The sequence below is a fragment of the Nonomuraea sp. NPDC050556 genome (assembly GCF_044457355.1).
Lineage (GTDB): Bacteria > Actinomycetota > Actinomycetes > Streptosporangiales > Streptosporangiaceae > Nonomuraea.
Genome location: NZ_JBITGU010000003.1, coordinates 1,443,667 through 1,459,223 on the forward strand (window position 1 = coordinate 1,443,667; position 15,557 = coordinate 1,459,223).

A 15,557-nucleotide genomic window follows, 5' to 3' on the forward strand; every position below is an offset into this window, starting at 1 on the left:
CATGTCTGTTCCTGCTGCCGAGCTGGTGATCGTCGGCCACTACGACAAGCCGCCGAGCTACGCCACCCGGCGCAGGGACGGCTCGCCGAGCTGGCTGCTCATGTGGACGCAGGAGGGCGGCGGCCTCGTCGAGCAGGGCGGCGCGCGGACCGAGACCCGGCCCGGTGACCTGGTGGTCCTGTCCTCACGCCAGGAGCAGCACTACAGGACGGCACCAGGGCAGGAGCGGTGGCGCTTCTGGTGGGCGCACTTCCAGCCGAGGACCGCGTGGCTGCCGTGGCTGGAGCCGCACGCCCTGGCCCCGGGCTGCTACCTGCTGCGCGGCGTCGGCTTCGACCGGGTCGAGCAGGCCTTCCTGCGCGCGGCCGCGGACGCGCGCTGGACCGGGCACGGCGAGCCGCCCGAGCCCGCGAGGCCGGAGCAGCCCGTGGTGGCCGAGGCGCGCGAGCTGGTGCTGGGCGCGATCGAGGAGGTGCTGCTGCTGGCCACGACGGCCGCCAGGCCGCTGGGCGGTGGCGACCAGCGGGTCAGGCGGGTGCAGGCGCTGATCGCGGCTGAACCCGCCGCGCCGCACACGGTGGCGTCGCTGGCGCGGGCGGTGGCGCTGTCGCCGTCGCGGCTGGCCCACGTGTTCTCCGAGCAGACCGGCATGACGCCCATGCGTGCCGTACGGCAGGCCAGGGTGACGCACGCGGCGCGGCTCCTGGAGATCACCGACATGGACGTCGGCCAGGTGGCGCAGGCGTGCGGGTTCGTCAGCCCGTTCCACTTCAGCCGCACCTTCAGCGCTGAGCTGGGCGTCTCGCCGCGCGACTACCGGCGGCGGTACTCCACCGGCGTGCAGCCGACCCCGTCGCGGAAGGCGCGGTAGAAGCTCGACCTGTTCTGGAAGCCGCTCTCGTGCGCCACCCGGTCCACCCCCCACGAGGTGCCGGACAGCAGGCGGCGGGCGTGCGCCAGGCGCAGCTGCGTGACGTACTGCCAGACCGGCATGCCGAGCGCCTCCCTGAACGCCTGCGCGCCGTACCCGGGATGCACCCCGGCTCGCTCGCAGATCGAGGCGACGGTCAGCTCGGAGGTGTAGTGCCGCGCCACCACCGCCAGCATGCGCTCGGCGGCGCGAGCCAGCCCCTCGCCGCCCCCGATCATGGGTCCGGCGGCGAGCCTGGCCAGGCGGGCGTGCATCTCCATGAGCGCGACCTCGCCTGGCTCCTCGCCGGCCCAGCGCCGCATGAGGAACGCGTCGTGCGGGCCCTCGTCGGCCTCGCCGTACAGGAAGGCGCCGGTCAGCGCCCGCTCCAGCACCGGATGGCCGATCACGGCGGCCAGCGGGACGGTCGCCCACAGCAGGTCCACGCCGTGCGCGGTGACCAGCCGGTGCGGGTAGCCGCCCCAGAACACGGCCAGCCGCCCGACGGGCAGGTCCACGAAGCCGGAGACGGTCGCGTAGCGGGCGGAGCCGGACACCGCCAGGTTGAGCTCCAGCTCGGGGTGGATGTGCGACCTGGGCATCGGGCCGGAGCCGACGTGGGACGCGCGCAACCCGATGACCTGCGCGAGCGACCGCTCACCTGCGGGATTCGCGACACCTTCGCCGACGGGCCCGGATGACCTCATCGGGGCGGGCGGCGCAGAGTGGTCGGCATGTCAGAACTCGACGACTTCATGTTCGATCTCAACGGCTACCTCATCCTGAAGAACGCGGTGGACGCCGACCTGCTGGCCAGGCTCAACGCCGAGTTCGACGCGTTCCCGCGCGAGCTGGCCCGCGGAGACTGGTACCGGGGGGCGCAGCGGCGCGACTACACCCCGGAGACCGGCTTCGAGCTGCACCAGGCGGTCGCGGCCGGGCGTCCCTTCGAGGAGCTGGTCGACCATCCGAGCTGGTTCGACCTGGTCAGGCACTACGCGGGCGAGGAGGACAGCTACATCCCCGGCGTCTTTGTGGACGAGACGATCGCCTCGATCCGCGAGTCCGGCGGGCACCACCCGGTGCACTCCGGCGGATACCGGACCGCGCTGCGCTGCGGCTACCGCTACGACCACGGCGTCTTCCGCTGCGGCCAGGTGAACGTCATCCTGGCGCTCACCGACATCGGCGAGGGCGACGGCGCGACGATGGTGGTGCCGGGCTCGCACAAGTCCAACTTCCCGCACCCCCTGGCCGGCGACTACGCCAAGGGCGACCGCATGGACGCGCTGCCCGGCGCGATCCCCGCCTACCTGGAGAAGGGCGACGCGCTGCTGTTCGTGGACGGGCTCATGCACGGCGGCTCCACCCGGACCAACCCCGGCGAGCGGCGCGTCGTCATCTACCGGTACGGCCCGGTCTGGGCGGGCAGCCGCTACGGCTACGTGTACGAGGACGCCTGGCTCAAGGAGCTGACCGAGCGGCGCAGGAACATCCTGTATCCGGTGCCGCGCGTGCACGTCGGCGACCCCTGCCCGGCCGAGCCAGGCGACCGCTGACCTCACAGCCGGGCCGGTCGATGGCCGGTGCCTCACTGCCCGGCCGGTTGCAGGTCGGTGCTGAACAGGCGGGTGTTGAGGTGGTCGACGGCGTAGTCGATCGCCCCGACCACCACGCACTCGTCGCCCAGCGTGGAGGCGCGCAGGTCGGGCAGGCGCATGCAGACCCGCTCCAGCCGGTCGCGCAGCCGGGGCAGCAGGACGTCGGCCGAGCGGGAGAAGCCGCCACCGAGCACGACGACCTCGGGGTCCAGGATCAGCACCATGGCGGCGGTGCCGACGGCCAGGTCCTCGACGTACCGCTCGACGGCCTCGACGGCGGCCGGGTCGCCGTCGCGGGCGGCGGCCAGCGTGTGCCCGGCCGCGTCCCCAGGGTCGACGTCCAGGGGGAAGGAGGTGAGGTGCTCCGGCGCGTCGAACCAGCGCGACTCGGGCAGCATCGCGATCTCGCCCGCTGCCGCGCCGAAGCCGCGGTGCAGCTTGCCGCCGATGATGAGCGCGGCGCCCATCCTGCGTCCGACGTGCAGGAACACCACGTCCGACGCGCCCCTGGCGACGCCGCGCCTGGCCTCGGCGAGTACGGCCATGCGGCTGTCGTTCTCGATCAGCACCTCGCACGGGAAGCGGGCGCGCAGCTCGGCGGCCAGGTCCAGCCCGCGCCATGCGGGTATGGCGGCCGAGTAGGAGACGCGCCCCTCGGGGGAGACGACGCCGTTGGTGCCCACGGCCAGGCTCCACACGTCGTCCATGGTCTTGCCGCTGAGCGCCAGGCACCCGGCGACCGCGCGCTCGATGGCGGCCATCCGGTCGGCCAGCGGCGCGTCGGGCAGCACCGGCTGGCGCGTCTCGGCCAGCACCCGGCCCTCCAGGTCGGCCAGCGCGGCGCGGACGTTGTGCGCGCCGACGTCCACCCCGACCAGGTGCCCGCTGTCGGACCTGAACCGGTAGCGGCGCGCCGGTCTGCCCATCGTGCCGATGCTGGGCGGCACCTCGGCCACCCAGCCGAGGTCGATCAGCTCGTCGACGACCTCCTTGGCCGACGGCCGGGACAGCCCGGTCCGCTCGGCCAGCGCCGACAGCGTGAGCGGGCCCGCCCCGCGCAGCGCCCTGATCGCCGACAGCGAGTTGAGCTGGCGCAGCTGTCCCAGGTCCGCCATCGCCATCCCTAATGTAGGTCTCCTAGATAATTCAGCAGTATGCCACCAGATTGACCGTTGACCCTCCGATTCCCGCGGTGCTAGTAATGAAGCGCTCCTTCGTAAGTATCGCGAGAGGAAGAGTTCCTGATGCCGTTCGCAGACGTCGGCGAGATCAGTTGTGACCGCCGGCACGCCCTCGTCTTCGAGCACGGCTGGCAGTCGTGGAGTCCGAGCGGCACCTACCGGCTGGACGAGCGGCCGCCCAGAGCGGCGGACGCCACCATCCAGACCCTGGCCTACCGGCCGGAGACGCCCGTTCCCGACGGCGTTTTCCAGGGGGAGGGGCTGCTGGCCGTCGATCCGGGGGACGGCGGGCCGGTGTCGATCTGGTCGGCGCCCGACCCGCTGGCCGTGCCGTCCATCAGGGCTCGGGTGGCCGGCACGCACCTCGAAGTCTCCGCCGACGGGCCGGTGCTGCACTGGACGGTCGACGGCGGCATGGACGCGGCCCTGCGCGCCTGGGCCACCACCATGGCCGAGGGCCACGCGCCCAAGACGTTTCCCGCCGTGCCGCCCATGTGGTGCACCTGGTACGGCTACTGGGACAAGGTCACCGAGGCCGACGTGGTGGAGAACCTGCTGCTGTCGGAGCGGCACTCGCTCGGCGCCGACATGTTCCTCATCGACGACGGCTACGAGGCCGAGATCGGCGACTGGCTGGAGACCAAGCCCTCGTTCGGCTCGCTCGAAAGAGCGGTCGGTACGGTCACCGCCGCAGGAAAGCGCGCGGGCATCTGGACCGCGCCCTTCCTGGCCGCCTCCAACAGCAGGCTCTTCTCCGAGCACCCCGACTGGCTGGTCGGCGGCGCGTCGGCCGGGCGCATGTGGGACCAGGACCTCGCCGTCCTCGACGTCACCCACCCCGACGCCGCCGCCCACCTGGTGAACGTCTTCGCCTCGCTCGCCGAGAAGGGCATCACCCACTTCAAGCTCGACTTCATCTACGCCGGAGCCCTGGCGGGCCGCCGTCACGAGGACGTCGACCCCGTCACCGCCTACCGGCGCGGGCTGGAGTTGATCCGCGAGGGCGCGGGACAGGACGCCACGCTGCACGGCTGCGGCGCGCCCATGCTGCCCAGCATCGGCCTCGTCGACATCATGCGCGTCAGCCCCGACATCGCCCCCACCCTTCACCCCAAGGCGGGCGACATCAGCCAGCCCTCCCAGCTCGGCGCCAGGCTCACCGGGGCAGCCAGGGAGTTCCTGCACGCCAGGTGGTGGGTCAACGACCCGGACTGCATCATGGCCAGGCCCGAGGTCGAGGCGCGCGAGACCTGGGCGGCGCACATCGCGGCCACCGGCGGGCTGCGCGGCTCCAGCGACCCCGTCGCCGCGCTGGACGACTGGGGGCTGGAGACCACCCGCCGCCTCATGGTCCCCACCGCGACGGAACCGTCGTGAAGCGCAAGGGCGGCTGGCACGCCTACCTGTTCGTCGCGCCGAGCCTGTTCGGCGTCGTCGCCTTCCTGCTCTTACCCGTCGTCATCGTCTTCGCCCTCAGCCTCTTCGACTGGGAGCTGCTGTCCGACCCCGTCTTCGTCGGCCTGGACAACTACACCAAGCTGGCGGCCGACGGCTCGGTGTGGAGCTCGCTGGGCACCACGATCCTCTACGTCCTGCTCTGCATCCCGCTGCAGACCGTCCTCGCCCTCGCCCTGGCGATGATGCTCAACCAGAAGCTCAAGGGCGTGAAGTTCCTGCGCGCCCTCTACGTCATCCCGTGGATGGCCACCCCGATGGTCCTCGGCCTCGTCTGGAGCTGGATCTTCGACCCCAAGGACGGCGCCATCAACCAGGCGCTCGACCTGTTCGGTGTCACCGGGCCCGCCTGGCTGTCCGACTCGACGCTCGCCCTGCCCGCCGTGGCGCTGGTGAGCGTGTGGCAGCACACCGGCTACAACATGCTGTTCTTCCTGGCCGGGCTCCAGGGCATCCCGAAGGAGCTGTACGACGCGGCCGCCTGTGACGGGGCGACGAACGGCCAGCGGTTCTGGAGGGTCACGCTGCCGCTGCTCAACCCGACGATGTTCTTCGTCACCGTCACCAACCTGATCGGCGCCTTCCAGGCGTTCGACACCATCTACTCGATGACGGCAGGCGGCCCGAGCGAGTCCACGACGGTCATCAACTACAAGATCTTCCACGTGGCGTTCAAGGAGTTCGACTTCGGCTACGCCTCGACCCTGTCGATCGTGCTCTTCCTGGCGATCCTCCTGGTCACCACCGCCCAGGTGAGGTTCTTCAGCAAGCGCACCACCTACGACATGAGCTGAGGAGCCATGAAGAGAGTCCTCCTCTACGCCGTCCTGATCGCCGGCGCGGCCGTCTGCGTCTTCCCCTACCTGCTCGTCGTCCTGACCGCGTTCAAGGCGCCCGCGCAGCTCCACACTACCGAGCCGTGGCTGCCCGGCGTGCCGCCCACCACGGCCAACCTGGAGAAGCTGCTCGGCGGCGAGTTCCCGCGCTACATCCTCAACACCCTGCTCATGACGGCCGCGCTCACCGCCGGGCAGCTCGTCTTCACCACGTTCGCCGCCTACGCCTTCGCGCGGCTGCGCTTCCGCGGCAGGGAGGTGCTGTTCTGGCTGTTCGTGGCGACCATGATGGTCCCGGTCGCGGTCACCGTCATCCCGCTCTTCCTCATCATGCGGGAGCTGGAGCTGGTCAACACCTGGGGCGGGCTGCTGGTGCCGTACATCCTCGGCACGCCGTACGGGATCTTCCTGATGCGGCAGTTCTTCCGCGGCCTGCCCGCCGGGCTGGAGGAGGCGGCCCGCATCGACGGCGCGGGGCCGCTGACGATCCTCGTCCGGGTGCTGTTGCCGCTGTGCAAGCCCGCCCTGGGCACACTGGCGATCATCACGGTCATCTCGTCGTGGAACAGCTTCATGTGGCCCCTCATCATCACCAGCGGCGACGAGACCAAGGTCATCACCGTCGCTCTCGCCGCGCTCAAGGTCGGCATCGGCGTCGACTACACGCAGGTCATGGCGGGCGGGCTGATCGCCCTTGTCCCCATGGTCGTGATCTTCATCTTCTTCCAGCGCTACATCGTCCGGTCGGTCGTGCTGACCGGTTTGAAGTGAAAGGTGCACCCCCCGATGAAAATCGCGCACATCGCCCTCGCGGGCGCTCTGCTGGCCGCTCTCACCGCCTGCGGTTCCTCCTCCGAAGGGGGTGGCACGGTCACGCTCACCTACCGCCTGTGGGACGAGCAGCAGAAGGTCGGCTACGACAAGGTCATGGCCGCCTTCGAGAAGGCCAACCCGAGCATCAAGGTCAAGATCGAGGTGATGCCCTACGACGACTACTGGACCAAGCTCACCGCCGACGCCGTCGCGGGCAGCGCGCCCGACGTGTTCTGGATGTCGCCCGGCTACTTCCCCGAGTTCGCCACCAAGGGCGTGCTCGCCGACCTGGCCCCGCTCGGGCTGGACACCGCGAAGTTCCACCCCAACGTGGTCTCCTCCAACACCTACGACGGCAAGCTGTACGGCGTGCCGAAGGACTGGGGCATGCCCGGCGTCCTCTACAACAAGGACGCCTTCAAGGCCGCCGGTGTCGAGATGCCCGACAAGCTCACCTGGGCCCCCGACGGCACCGGCACGCTGGTGGAGCTGGCCAAGAAGCTCACCGTCGACGAGGCGGGCAAGCACCCCGACGACGCCGGGTTCAACCCCGACAAGGTCAAGACCTACGGCTTCGGCTCCTGGAACCACTCCCAGACCCAGTGGATGAACTGGATCGAGTCCAACGGCGGCAAGCTCGTCGACAAGCCGTTCGGCAAGTACGCCTTCAACGACGACGCCTCGGCGCAGGCCGTGCAGTTCGGCGTCGACCTGATCAGCAAGTACCACGTCTCGCCTCCCGCCACCCAGACCAACCCGCCCACCGGCAAGGCGACCGACCTGTTCAAGTCCGGCCAGGTGTTGATGTTCCCGGCCAACAACGCGCTGCTGCCCTACGTCGCCCCCGAGGTGAACTTCGAGATCGGCGTCGCGATGCTGCCCGAGGGCCCCAAGGGCCGCGCGGTCAACATCAACGGCCTGGGCGAGGCCGTCTACGCCAAGGGCAAGCACCTGGAGCAGGCCATGAAGCTGGCCAAGTACCTGGGCGGCGAGGAGGCCCAGAAGTCGATGGCCGACCAGGGCTTCAGCTTCCCCGGCCTGGTCGGTGACAGCCTGGCGCAGGGCTACGTCGACTTCTGGAAGGCCAAGAAGATCGACATGACTCCGTACCTGGAGGAGTCGAAGGGCACCACCTTCAACATGCCGATCGTGACCGGCTGGACCGGCTTCGAGCAGAAGCTGAACTCGATCTTCAACGAGGTCTATCTCGGCAAGCTCACCCCCAAGCAGGGCGTGGAGCAGGCCGTCACCGAGGGCAACGCGACCATCAAGTAGGAGCCCCTTTCAATGATCACCCGGCGTGCACTGTTCGCCGGGGGCGCGAGCCTGGGCCTGACCGCCGCACTGGGTGCCTCACCCGTGCGCGCGGCAGCCCGGCGTGCCCCCTTATCCGATGTCTTCCAACTGGGTGTCGCCTCAGGCGAGCCCGCTCCCGACGGCATGGTCCTGTGGACCCGCCTGGCCATGGACCCCGTCGCCCTGGACGGGCTCGGCGGGATGCCCGACCGGCCCGTTCCCGTGCTCTGGCAGGTGGCCAAGGACGAGAACTTCCGGAAAGTCGTCCGGGTGGGCGCCGAGGTGGCCCGCCCAGAGGCGGCGCACAGCGTCCACGTCGAGCTCGACGGGCTGCAGCCGGGCGCGGAGTACTTCTACCGCTTCCGCGTCGGCACCGAGATCTCGCCGACCGGCCGCACGCTCACCTCACCCGCCCCCGGCACCACGAGCAGGGAGCTGAACCTCGCCTTCACCTCCTGCGCCGACTACCAGACCGGCTGGTTCACCGCCTACCGGCGCATGGCCGAGGACCACCCCGACCTGGTCGCCTTCCTCGGCGACTACCTCTACGAGTACGGCGACTACAAGTACCCGGTGCGCGACCAGGCCGGTGGGGAGTGCCTCGACCTGGCCGGATACCGGCTGCGGCACGCCCAACACAAGGCCGACCCCGACCTCCAGGCCGCCCACGCCATCGCCCCCTGGGCGGTCGTGTGGGACGACCACGACATCGAGAACGCCTGGGCGGGCGACATCCCCGAGCAGCCGGACCCGCCGTTCCTGCCCAGGCGCGCGGCCGCCTTCCAGGCCTACTACGAGAACATGCCGCTGCGCAGGGCGCAGAAGCCCGACGGCCCTGCGCTGCACCTGTACCGCAGCATCCGCTGGGGCGCCGTGGCCAACCTGCACCTGCTCGACACCCGCCAGTACCGCGACCTGTACGCGTGCACCGGCAAGTCGGGCACCGTCGGCCCCGAGTGCACCGAGCGCCTGGCGCCCAACCGCACGATCCTCGGCGCCGAGCAGGAGGCCTGGATCGAGGGCGAGCTCAGGGGCTCCAAGGCCACCTGGGACCTGCTCGGCCAGCAGGTGTTCATGATGGAGATGGACTGGGTCAACGGCGAGGGCAAGGGCTACTCCAACGAGGGCTGGGACGGCTACACCGCCTCGCGCAACCGCCTGGCCGCCGCCATCGACGACAACAGGCGCAACGGCGTCGTCCTCACCGGCGACGTGCACTCCCACTGGGCCGGCGAGCTCAAGCGCGACCACCAGGACCCCGCGTCCAGGTCGGTCGGGGTCGAGCTGGTCACCACCTCCATCACCAGCGCGGGCAACGGCCTGGACGAGTACCCCAACACCCAGCAGCTCCTCAACGAGAACCCGCACGTCAAGTTCTTCAACGGCCGGCGCGGCTACGTCAACGCCAAGCTCACCCAGGCCGAGATGAAGGTCGACTTCCGCTCCCTGCGCGTCATCACCCAGCCGCACGCCCCCGCCTACACCTCGGGCTCCTTCGTCGTCGAGCCGGGAAACCCGGCACTCCACCCAGCCTGACGGGACACCCATGCGCATCCTCGCGGCCGCCCTCACGACGGCGGCCCTCCTCGTCGTGCCCTTATCCAGCGCCAACGCCGCCCCACCGCCGATCGACGCCCCGCCCATGGGGTGGAGCAGCCGCACGCTCGGCTGCTCGGTCTCGGACGCGGCCGTACGGCAGGCGGCCGACCGGCTGCCACCCGGCTACCGCTACCTGATCGTCGACGACTGCTGGCGCGGCGCCGACGGCAACCCCGACCCCGCCCGCTTCCCCAACGGCATCAAGCCCCTGGCCGACTACCTGCACGGCAAGAGGCTCAAGCTCGGCCTCAGCCTGTCGGCGGGCACGAAGGCCTGCGCGGGCGGCGGCCTCGGCTCCTACAAGCGGGAGGCGGCCGACGGCGCCCAGATCAGGGAGTGGGGCGTCGACTACCTCAAGTACGACTGGTGCAACATCCCGCTCGCCGACTTCCCCGGCAAGACCACCCTGGACATCGCCAAGGCCCTCTACCCGCCCATGCGCCAGGCCCTCGGCGACGGCGTCGCGTTCGCCATGAACAACGAGGAGGGAAGTACGGTCCCCTGGCTGTGGGGCGCCGAGCTGGCCACCACGTGGCGCACCAACCTGGCCTCCAGGCCCATCGCCGACACCTACGCGGGCATGTTCTCCGTCTGGGAGACCGCCATGCTCCGCACCGACTACGGCGTCAAGGGCAGCTGGGCCGACCCCGACCTCATCCAGGCGGGGCGCGGCGGGATGACCGAGGCGGAGTACCGCAGCCAGGTCAGCCTCTGGTCGGTCGCCGCGGCCCCGCTCATCCTGCAGTCGCTCGACGCCCCCGCCTCGATCGTGGCCAACCCCAAGGTGATCGCCGTCGACCAGGACCCGCTGGGCGCGATGGGCCGCTTCGCCCAGACCGACGGCTGGTACCACGTCGTGGTCAAGCCGCTGGAGAACGGTGACCGGGCCGTCGTGCTGTTCAACGAGAGCGACAGGGAGGCGACGATCTCCGTCAAGGGCAGCAGGCTCAAGCTGCCCGACGCGCGGCGCTACCGCGTCGAGGACCTCTGGACCGGGGCCGTCTGGTCCACCACCGGCGACCTGGCCGCCGCCGTGCCCGCGCACTCCTCGGTCATGTACCGGATCAGCGCGAGCCGGGAGCAGGCCAGGCCGCTGACGGCGTTCGAGATCGACCCGCCCGCCTTCCTCGGCGACAACCGGCCCTCCACCTTCGAGCCCGGCAAGGAGCGCGAGGTCGTCACCACGGTGACCAACGTGGGGGCCACCGACCGGCTGCGCGACCTGGACGTGACGCTCGCCGTACCGCAGGGGTGGCAGGTCGTGGCGCGCACGCCCACGCGGGCCCGCGCCCTCGCGGGCGGGGAGACGTTCACCGTGAAGTGGGCCGTCACCCCGCCGGCCGACGCCGCGCAGCAGCTCTACGAGCTCACCGGGAAGGCGGGCGACCTGATCGGGTCGGCAGCCGTCGTCCGCGTCGCCCAGGGGCCGGGGCCCGGCAGGACGTACCTCAGCGACCTGCCCTTCACCAAGGCGGCCAACTACTGGGGTCCCGTCGAGCGCGACCAGAGCGTCGGCGGCAAGGGCCAGGGCGACGGCCCGCCGATCACCATCGGCGGCGTGGTCTACCCCAAGGGGCTGGGCACGCACGCCCCCGCCGAGATCGAGTTCTACACCGCGGGCCGCTGCAGCACCGTGGAGCTGCAGGCGGGCGTCGACGACGACACGGGCAACGCCGGGTCGGTCGACGTCGAGGTCTGGGCCGACGACGGCCGCGCCGCCCACTCGGGCGTCGTCACCGGCGCACAACCGGCGAAGAAGGTCACCGCGTCCGTCCAGGGCGCCAGGTTCGTCCGGCTCGTCGTGACCAACGGCGGCGACAACGCCACCTCGGACCACGCCGACCTGGCCGACGCCACCATCACCTGTTCCTAGGAGGAAACGCTTGATGATCGTTCCCAAGCCCGTCACGCACGAGGCCCTCCCGGGCCACTTCGTCCTCGACTCAGGGACGGCGCTCGTCGCCGACCCGGCGCTGAGCGAGGTGGCGGCCTGGTTAAGGGGCGAGCTCAGCCCGGTCACCGGCGGCGAGCTGCCGCCGGGCAGGCCGGGCCCGGGAACGATCACCATCGGGCTCGACGACCTCCCGCCCGAGGCCTACCGGCTGACGGCGGGGCCGGGCGGGGTCGCCATCGACGCGGGGGGAGCGGCGGGGGCGTTCTACGGCGCGCAGACGCTCAGGCAGCTCCTCCCGCCCACGGCGTACAGGAAGGCCTGGTCGGGGCCGCTCACCCTGCCCGCCGTACGCATCGAGGACGCGCCGCGCTTCGGGTATCGCGGGGTGATCCTCGACGTCGCCCGGCACTTCATGACCAAGGCGGACGTGCTGCGGTTCATCGACCTGATGGCCATGCACAAGCTCAACCACCTGCACCTGCACCTCACCGACGACCAGGGCTGGCGGCTGGAGATCAGGCGCTACCCGCGGCTCACCGAGATCGGCTCCTGGCGCAAGGAGAGCCAGGCCGGGTGGAACGGCGCCATGGACGGCCGCCCGCACGGCGGCTTCTACACGCAGGACGACATCCGCGAGATCGTCGCCTACGCCGGGCGCCGCCACATCACCGTCGTGCCCGAGATCGACCTGCCCGGCCACACCCAGGCCGCCATCGCCGCCTACCCCTGGCTCGGCAACCTGTCCGAGCCGCTGGAGGTGGGCACCACCTGGGGGATCGGCTCCAACGTGCTCAACGTCTCCGACGAGACGATCACCTTCTTCAAGAACGTCTTCGACGAGGTGCTGGAGCTGTTCCCCGGCTCGCTGGTGTGCGTCGGCGGCGACGAGTGCCCCAAGGACCAGTGGCGCGAGAGCCCCTCGGCGCAGCGGCGCATCGCCGAGCTGGGGCTGCGCGACGAGGACGGGCTGCAGAGCTGGTTCATCCACCAGTTCGACGACTACCTGGTGGAGCGCGGGCGGCGGCTGGTCGGCTGGGACGAGATCCTCGAGGGCGGGCTCGCTCCCGGGGCCGTCGTGGCCTCGTGGCGGGCCGACCTCGGCGCGGTCGCGGCGGCCAAGGCCGGGCACGACGTCATCACCTGCCCCAACACGTCCGTCTATTTCGACTACCGGCAGGGACCGGGGGAGGACGAGCCGGTGCCTTTCGGTACCGTCCTGACCCTTGACGACGTCTACGCGTTCGAGCCGATCCCCGCCGAGCTGCACGGGGACGCGGCGGCCGAGCGCATCCTCGGCTCGCAGTGCGGGATCTGGACGGAGCTGATCGACTCCAACCGGCGGGTGGACTACATGGCGTTTCCCCGGCTGTCGGCGTTCTCCGAGACCGTGTGGAGTACGGCGGAGCGTGACCTTCCCGGGTTCAGGCGGCGGCTGGCCGTCCATCTGGAGCGTCTGGACGCGATCGGGGTGGAGTACCGGCACGAGGAGGGGCCGCTGCCGTGGCAGACCCGGCCGGGCGTGCCCGGCCGGCCGGAGGACCCGGTGTCGTGGCAGGCCACGATCGAGGCGTGGACCAGCAACCTGAGGAAGGCCCCGTGACCATGCTCGGGCAGGCCGTCGAGGTGGCGTCGTGACCGCGCTGGACTGGCCTGGCTGCGCCAACGCCCGTGACCTGGGCGGCCTTCCCACCTCGTGGGGCGGCAAGATCACGACGGGTGCGCTCGTGCGCGCCGACCGGCTGCGTCGGGAGACCGTGCACGCGGCTCTCGCTTACGGTGTGAACCTCGTGCTTGACCTGCGGCTGGCACACACCGAGTGCACGGTGGACCCCAGCCCGCTGGCCGGGCACCCCGCCTACCGCAACATCTCCGTCCTGCGCGACGAGGACACCGTGCTGGAGGAGATGGCCGACGGGCTGCCCGCCATCTACCGCGCCATCCTCGACCGCGGCGGCGCCAACCTGGCGCGCGTGCTCGCCGCGATCGCCTGGGCGCCGCCCGGCGGCGTCCTCGTGCACTGCCACTCGGGCAAGGACCGCACCGGGCTAGTGGTCGCGCTGGCCCTGGACGTGGCTGGCGTGTCGCCGGATGAGATCGCTGTGGACTACGCGCGCACCGCGGAGCGGCTGCCGATGGAACCGGCGGCAGCCGCCCAGGTCACCGTACAGACGATGCTCCAGACCCTCGGCTACCTGCGTGAGCAGTACGGCGGGGCGCAGCCGTACCTGATGCGGGCCGGGTTCGGCCGGGCCGACGTCACCCGCCTGCGGGCGCGGCTCACCCGACCAGCAGGATGACCGCCTCGGCGCTGTCCTGGCGCAGGTCGCGCAGGGGGCGGTACTCCGGCGAGTTGTACCAGGCCAGCGCCTGCTCCTCGGAGGGGAACGCGAGCAGGACCATCCGGTCGTGCTCCCAGCTCCCCTCCAGGGCCATCACGTCACCACCCCGGTACAGGTACTGCCCGCCGTACGCCTCCACGGTCGCCGGGGCCTCGGCCACGTAGCGGGCCATCGCCTCCTTGTCGTGGATGCGCACCCGCGACACCACGTGCACCGTCATGTGACCCTCCGCAACGCCAGCTCAGGCTCGGTCGACAGGTAGAGGCCGTTCACCGCCAGCTCGGGAGAGTCGGGCGCGGACGGCATCGTCTTGACCTTGTTGTACCTGTCCATCGGGCTGTCGGCAGGCGAACCGGCCAGTTCCTGCGCCGCAAGGTCGTAGGCGGCGTCCTTGGCGTCCGACAGGTCCTCGATGCCGGTGATGATGTGCAGGAACGCCTCATGAAGGTGCAACCGGTGCCGCTCGCCCCTGGTCAGGCTCTGGGCGTGGTGGAAGTGGTAGTCCTTGCCCCGGTAACTCTCGTAGAACACCGACACCAGCACCAGCAACCGCTCGTAGGCGCGGCGGTAGACCGTCTCGTAGAAGCTCTGCGCCTCGGCCTCGGGGATCTCCTTGCGCAGCACGCTGCCCGCGCAGGCGGCCGACAACATGCCGCTCAGCGTGGCCAGGTGCACCCCGGTCGACAGCAGCGGGTCGAGGAAGCACGCGGCGTCTCCGGCCAGGTAGTAGCCGGGGCCGCAGAAGGCGTCGGCGACGTAGGAGTAGTCCTGCTCCACCTTCATGCCCGACACCTTGGTCGCGCCGTCCAGCAGGTCGAGCACCGCCGGGCACTCCTGCATGGCAGTCATGAAGACCGCCTCCTCGCCGCCCAGCCTGGAGCGCGCCTCGTTGAAGGCGTCGCGGCCCATGACCACGCCGACGCTGCGGGTGCCGTCGTGCAGCGGGATCACCCAGAACCAGCCGCCGGGGATCGAGCACACCGCGATCGCGCCCACCGGGCCCCGGTCCAGCGGCTTGCCGCCCCGGTAGTAACACCAGGTGGCGACGTTCTTGAACACCTCGTGCATGCGCCGGTTGCGGAAGTGCCTGTTGGCCAGCACCCCGCCGCGCCCCGACGCGTCGACCAGGCAGTCGAAGGAGATCTCGCCCTCCGAGGTGGTGGCAGAGACGGGCCGGTCGCCCTCGAAGCGCACCGAGCTGACCGTCACCCCCTCGTGCACCTCCACGCCCAGCGTCTTGGCGTGCTCCAGCAGGATCTGGTCGAACTCGCTGCGCACCACCTGGTAGGCGTTGGTCGTGCCGTCCGACAGCTCGTTGAAACGGATGTCCCACTCGTCGGGACCCCAGAAGAAGTACGTGCCGCCCTTCGGCTGGAAGCCGTGCGCGGCGATCTTCTCCTTGGCGCCGAGCACGTCGAGGACGGTCATGATCGAAGGCAGGATGGATTCACCGATGTGGTAGCGGGGGAAGTGCTCGCGTTCCGCAAGGGTCACCTGGAAGCCCTGGCGGGCGAGCAGCCCGGCCGCCGTCGAACCGGCGGGACCGCCGCCGATGACGAGGATCTGGGTCGAGTCGCGCATGGCCACCTCCACTCACCGAGCAACGTGTCCCGGCTCCAGCGGCAAGTCAATA

At 70.8% G+C, this 15,557-nt stretch carries 14 protein-coding genes; 10 read left to right on the forward strand and 4 right to left on the reverse strand.

The genetic code is table 11. The features are described 5' to 3' along the window. Position 1 precedes the first annotated feature (1 nt). On the forward strand, positions 2-871 hold the full coding sequence (locus tag ACIBG8_RS35715; RefSeq protein ID WP_397347517.1) for a helix-turn-helix domain-containing protein: 870 nt from the start codon (positions 2-4) through the stop codon (positions 869-871). Here the strand turns inward: ACIBG8_RS35715 and ACIBG8_RS35720 are convergent. Beyond that, the gene (locus tag ACIBG8_RS35720; RefSeq protein ID WP_397347519.1) at positions 814-1,617 is read right to left on the reverse strand and encodes a helix-turn-helix domain-containing protein; all 804 of its coding nucleotides are present in this window, start codon (positions 1,615-1,617) and stop codon (positions 814-816) included. The genes ACIBG8_RS35715 and ACIBG8_RS35720 overlap by 58 nt on opposite strands. A gap of 27 nt (positions 1,618-1,644) precedes the next feature. On the opposite strand from ACIBG8_RS35720, the gene ACIBG8_RS35725 reads away from it, so the two are divergent. Beyond that, positions 1,645-2,469 (forward strand): phytanoyl-CoA dioxygenase family protein, encoded by an 825-nt coding sequence (locus tag ACIBG8_RS35725; RefSeq protein WP_397347521.1) that lies wholly within the window; start codon positions 1,645-1,647, stop codon positions 2,467-2,469. A gap of 32 nt (positions 2,470-2,501) precedes the next feature. Here the strand turns inward: ACIBG8_RS35725 and ACIBG8_RS35730 are convergent, their stop codons facing one another. Next, positions 2,502-3,626: an ROK family protein gene (locus tag ACIBG8_RS35730; RefSeq protein ID WP_397347522.1), complete on the reverse strand. Its 1,125-nt coding sequence runs from the start codon at positions 3,624-3,626 to the stop codon at positions 2,502-2,504. A 129-nt stretch (positions 3,627-3,755) separates the two neighbouring features. On the opposite strand from ACIBG8_RS35730, the gene ACIBG8_RS35735 reads away from it, so the two are divergent. From ACIBG8_RS35735 to ACIBG8_RS35770, 8 genes are read left to right on the forward strand one after another with little or no spacing between them, the layout of a single operon-like run. Beyond that, positions 3,756-5,069 carry a glycoside hydrolase family 36 protein gene (locus tag ACIBG8_RS35735; RefSeq protein WP_397347523.1) on the forward strand — a complete coding sequence of 438 codons (1,314 nt, stop codon included), beginning with the start codon at positions 3,756-3,758 and terminating at the stop codon, positions 5,067-5,069. Then, positions 5,066-5,941 carry a carbohydrate ABC transporter permease gene (locus ACIBG8_RS35740; protein WP_397347524.1) on the forward strand — a complete coding sequence of 292 codons (876 nt, stop codon included), beginning with the start codon at positions 5,066-5,068 and terminating at the stop codon, positions 5,939-5,941. Before ACIBG8_RS35735 ends, ACIBG8_RS35740 begins: the two co-directional genes overlap by 4 nt. Positions 5,942-5,947: 6 nt before the next feature. Then, the gene (locus ACIBG8_RS35745; protein WP_397347525.1) at positions 5,948-6,754 is read left to right on the forward strand and encodes a carbohydrate ABC transporter permease; all 807 of its coding nucleotides are present in this window, start codon (positions 5,948-5,950) and stop codon (positions 6,752-6,754) included. Between the two features lie 15 nt (positions 6,755-6,769). Beyond that, entirely contained in the window at positions 6,770-8,071 is a 1,302-nt protein-coding gene (locus tag ACIBG8_RS35750; protein WP_397347526.1) for an ABC transporter substrate-binding protein, read from the forward strand. Positions 8,072-8,083: 12 nt separating this feature from the next. Beyond that, positions 8,084-9,628: an alkaline phosphatase D family protein gene (locus tag ACIBG8_RS35755; protein ID WP_397347527.1), complete on the forward strand. Its 1,545-nt coding sequence runs from the start codon at positions 8,084-8,086 to the stop codon at positions 9,626-9,628. 10 nt (positions 9,629-9,638) lie between these two features. Continuing rightward, entirely contained in the window at positions 9,639-11,564 is a 1,926-nt protein-coding gene (locus ACIBG8_RS35760) for an NPCBM/NEW2 domain-containing protein (protein WP_397347529.1), read from the forward strand. Between the two features lie 13 nt (positions 11,565-11,577). Beyond that, entirely contained in the window at positions 11,578-13,185 is a 1,608-nt protein-coding gene (locus ACIBG8_RS35765; protein WP_397347828.1) for a beta-N-acetylhexosaminidase, read from the forward strand. A 31-nt stretch (positions 13,186-13,216) separates the two neighbouring features. Next, complete coding sequence (locus ACIBG8_RS35770; protein WP_397347530.1) at positions 13,217-13,882, forward strand: tyrosine-protein phosphatase; 666 nt, start codon at positions 13,217-13,219, stop codon at positions 13,880-13,882. Here ACIBG8_RS35770 and ACIBG8_RS35775 read toward each other — a convergent pair. Continuing rightward, positions 13,863-14,144 (reverse strand): DUF1330 domain-containing protein, encoded by a 282-nt coding sequence (locus ACIBG8_RS35775; RefSeq protein ID WP_397347531.1) that lies wholly within the window; start codon positions 14,142-14,144, stop codon positions 13,863-13,865. The genes ACIBG8_RS35770 and ACIBG8_RS35775 overlap by 20 nt on opposite strands. After that, positions 14,141-15,505, reverse strand: coding sequence for an NAD(P)/FAD-dependent oxidoreductase (locus tag ACIBG8_RS35780; protein WP_397347532.1), 1,365 nt, complete (start codon positions 15,503-15,505; stop codon positions 14,141-14,143). The genes ACIBG8_RS35775 and ACIBG8_RS35780 overlap by 4 nt, the downstream gene beginning before the upstream one ends. Positions 15,506-15,557: the final 52 nt, after the last annotated feature.

Bases quoted from the DNA above. Each gene is read 5' to 3' on its own strand.
- ACIBG8_RS35715 (WP_397347517.1), top strand. From the start codon at position 2: ATGTCTGTTCCTGCTGCCGAGCTGGTGATCGTCGGCCACTACGACAAG.
- ACIBG8_RS35765 (WP_397347828.1), top strand. From the start codon at position 11,578: ATGATCGTTCCCAAGCCCGTCACGCACGAGGCCCTCCCGGGCCACTTC.
- ACIBG8_RS35750 (WP_397347526.1), top strand. From the start codon at position 6,770: ATGAAAATCGCGCACATCGCCCTCGCGGGCGCTCTGCTGGCCGCTCTC.
- ACIBG8_RS35735 (WP_397347523.1), top strand. From the start codon at position 3,756: ATGCCGTTCGCAGACGTCGGCGAGATCAGTTGTGACCGCCGGCACGCC.
- ACIBG8_RS35775 (WP_397347531.1), bottom strand. From the start codon at position 14,144: ATGACGGTGCACGTGGTGTCGCGGGTGCGCATCCACGACAAGGAGGCG.
- ACIBG8_RS35755 (WP_397347527.1), top strand. From the start codon at position 8,084: ATGATCACCCGGCGTGCACTGTTCGCCGGGGGCGCGAGCCTGGGCCTG.
- ACIBG8_RS35720 (WP_397347519.1), bottom strand. From the start codon at position 1,617: ATGAGGTCATCCGGGCCCGTCGGCGAAGGTGTCGCGAATCCCGCAGGT.
- ACIBG8_RS35730 (WP_397347522.1), bottom strand. From the start codon at position 3,626: ATGGCGGACCTGGGACAGCTGCGCCAGCTCAACTCGCTGTCGGCGATC.
- ACIBG8_RS35725 (WP_397347521.1), top strand. From the start codon at position 1,645: ATGTCAGAACTCGACGACTTCATGTTCGATCTCAACGGCTACCTCATC.
- ACIBG8_RS35780 (WP_397347532.1), bottom strand. From the start codon at position 15,505: ATGCGCGACTCGACCCAGATCCTCGTCATCGGCGGCGGTCCCGCCGGT.
- ACIBG8_RS35745 (WP_397347525.1), top strand. From the start codon at position 5,948: ATGAAGAGAGTCCTCCTCTACGCCGTCCTGATCGCCGGCGCGGCCGTC.
- ACIBG8_RS35760 (WP_397347529.1), top strand. From the start codon at position 9,639: ATGCGCATCCTCGCGGCCGCCCTCACGACGGCGGCCCTCCTCGTCGTG.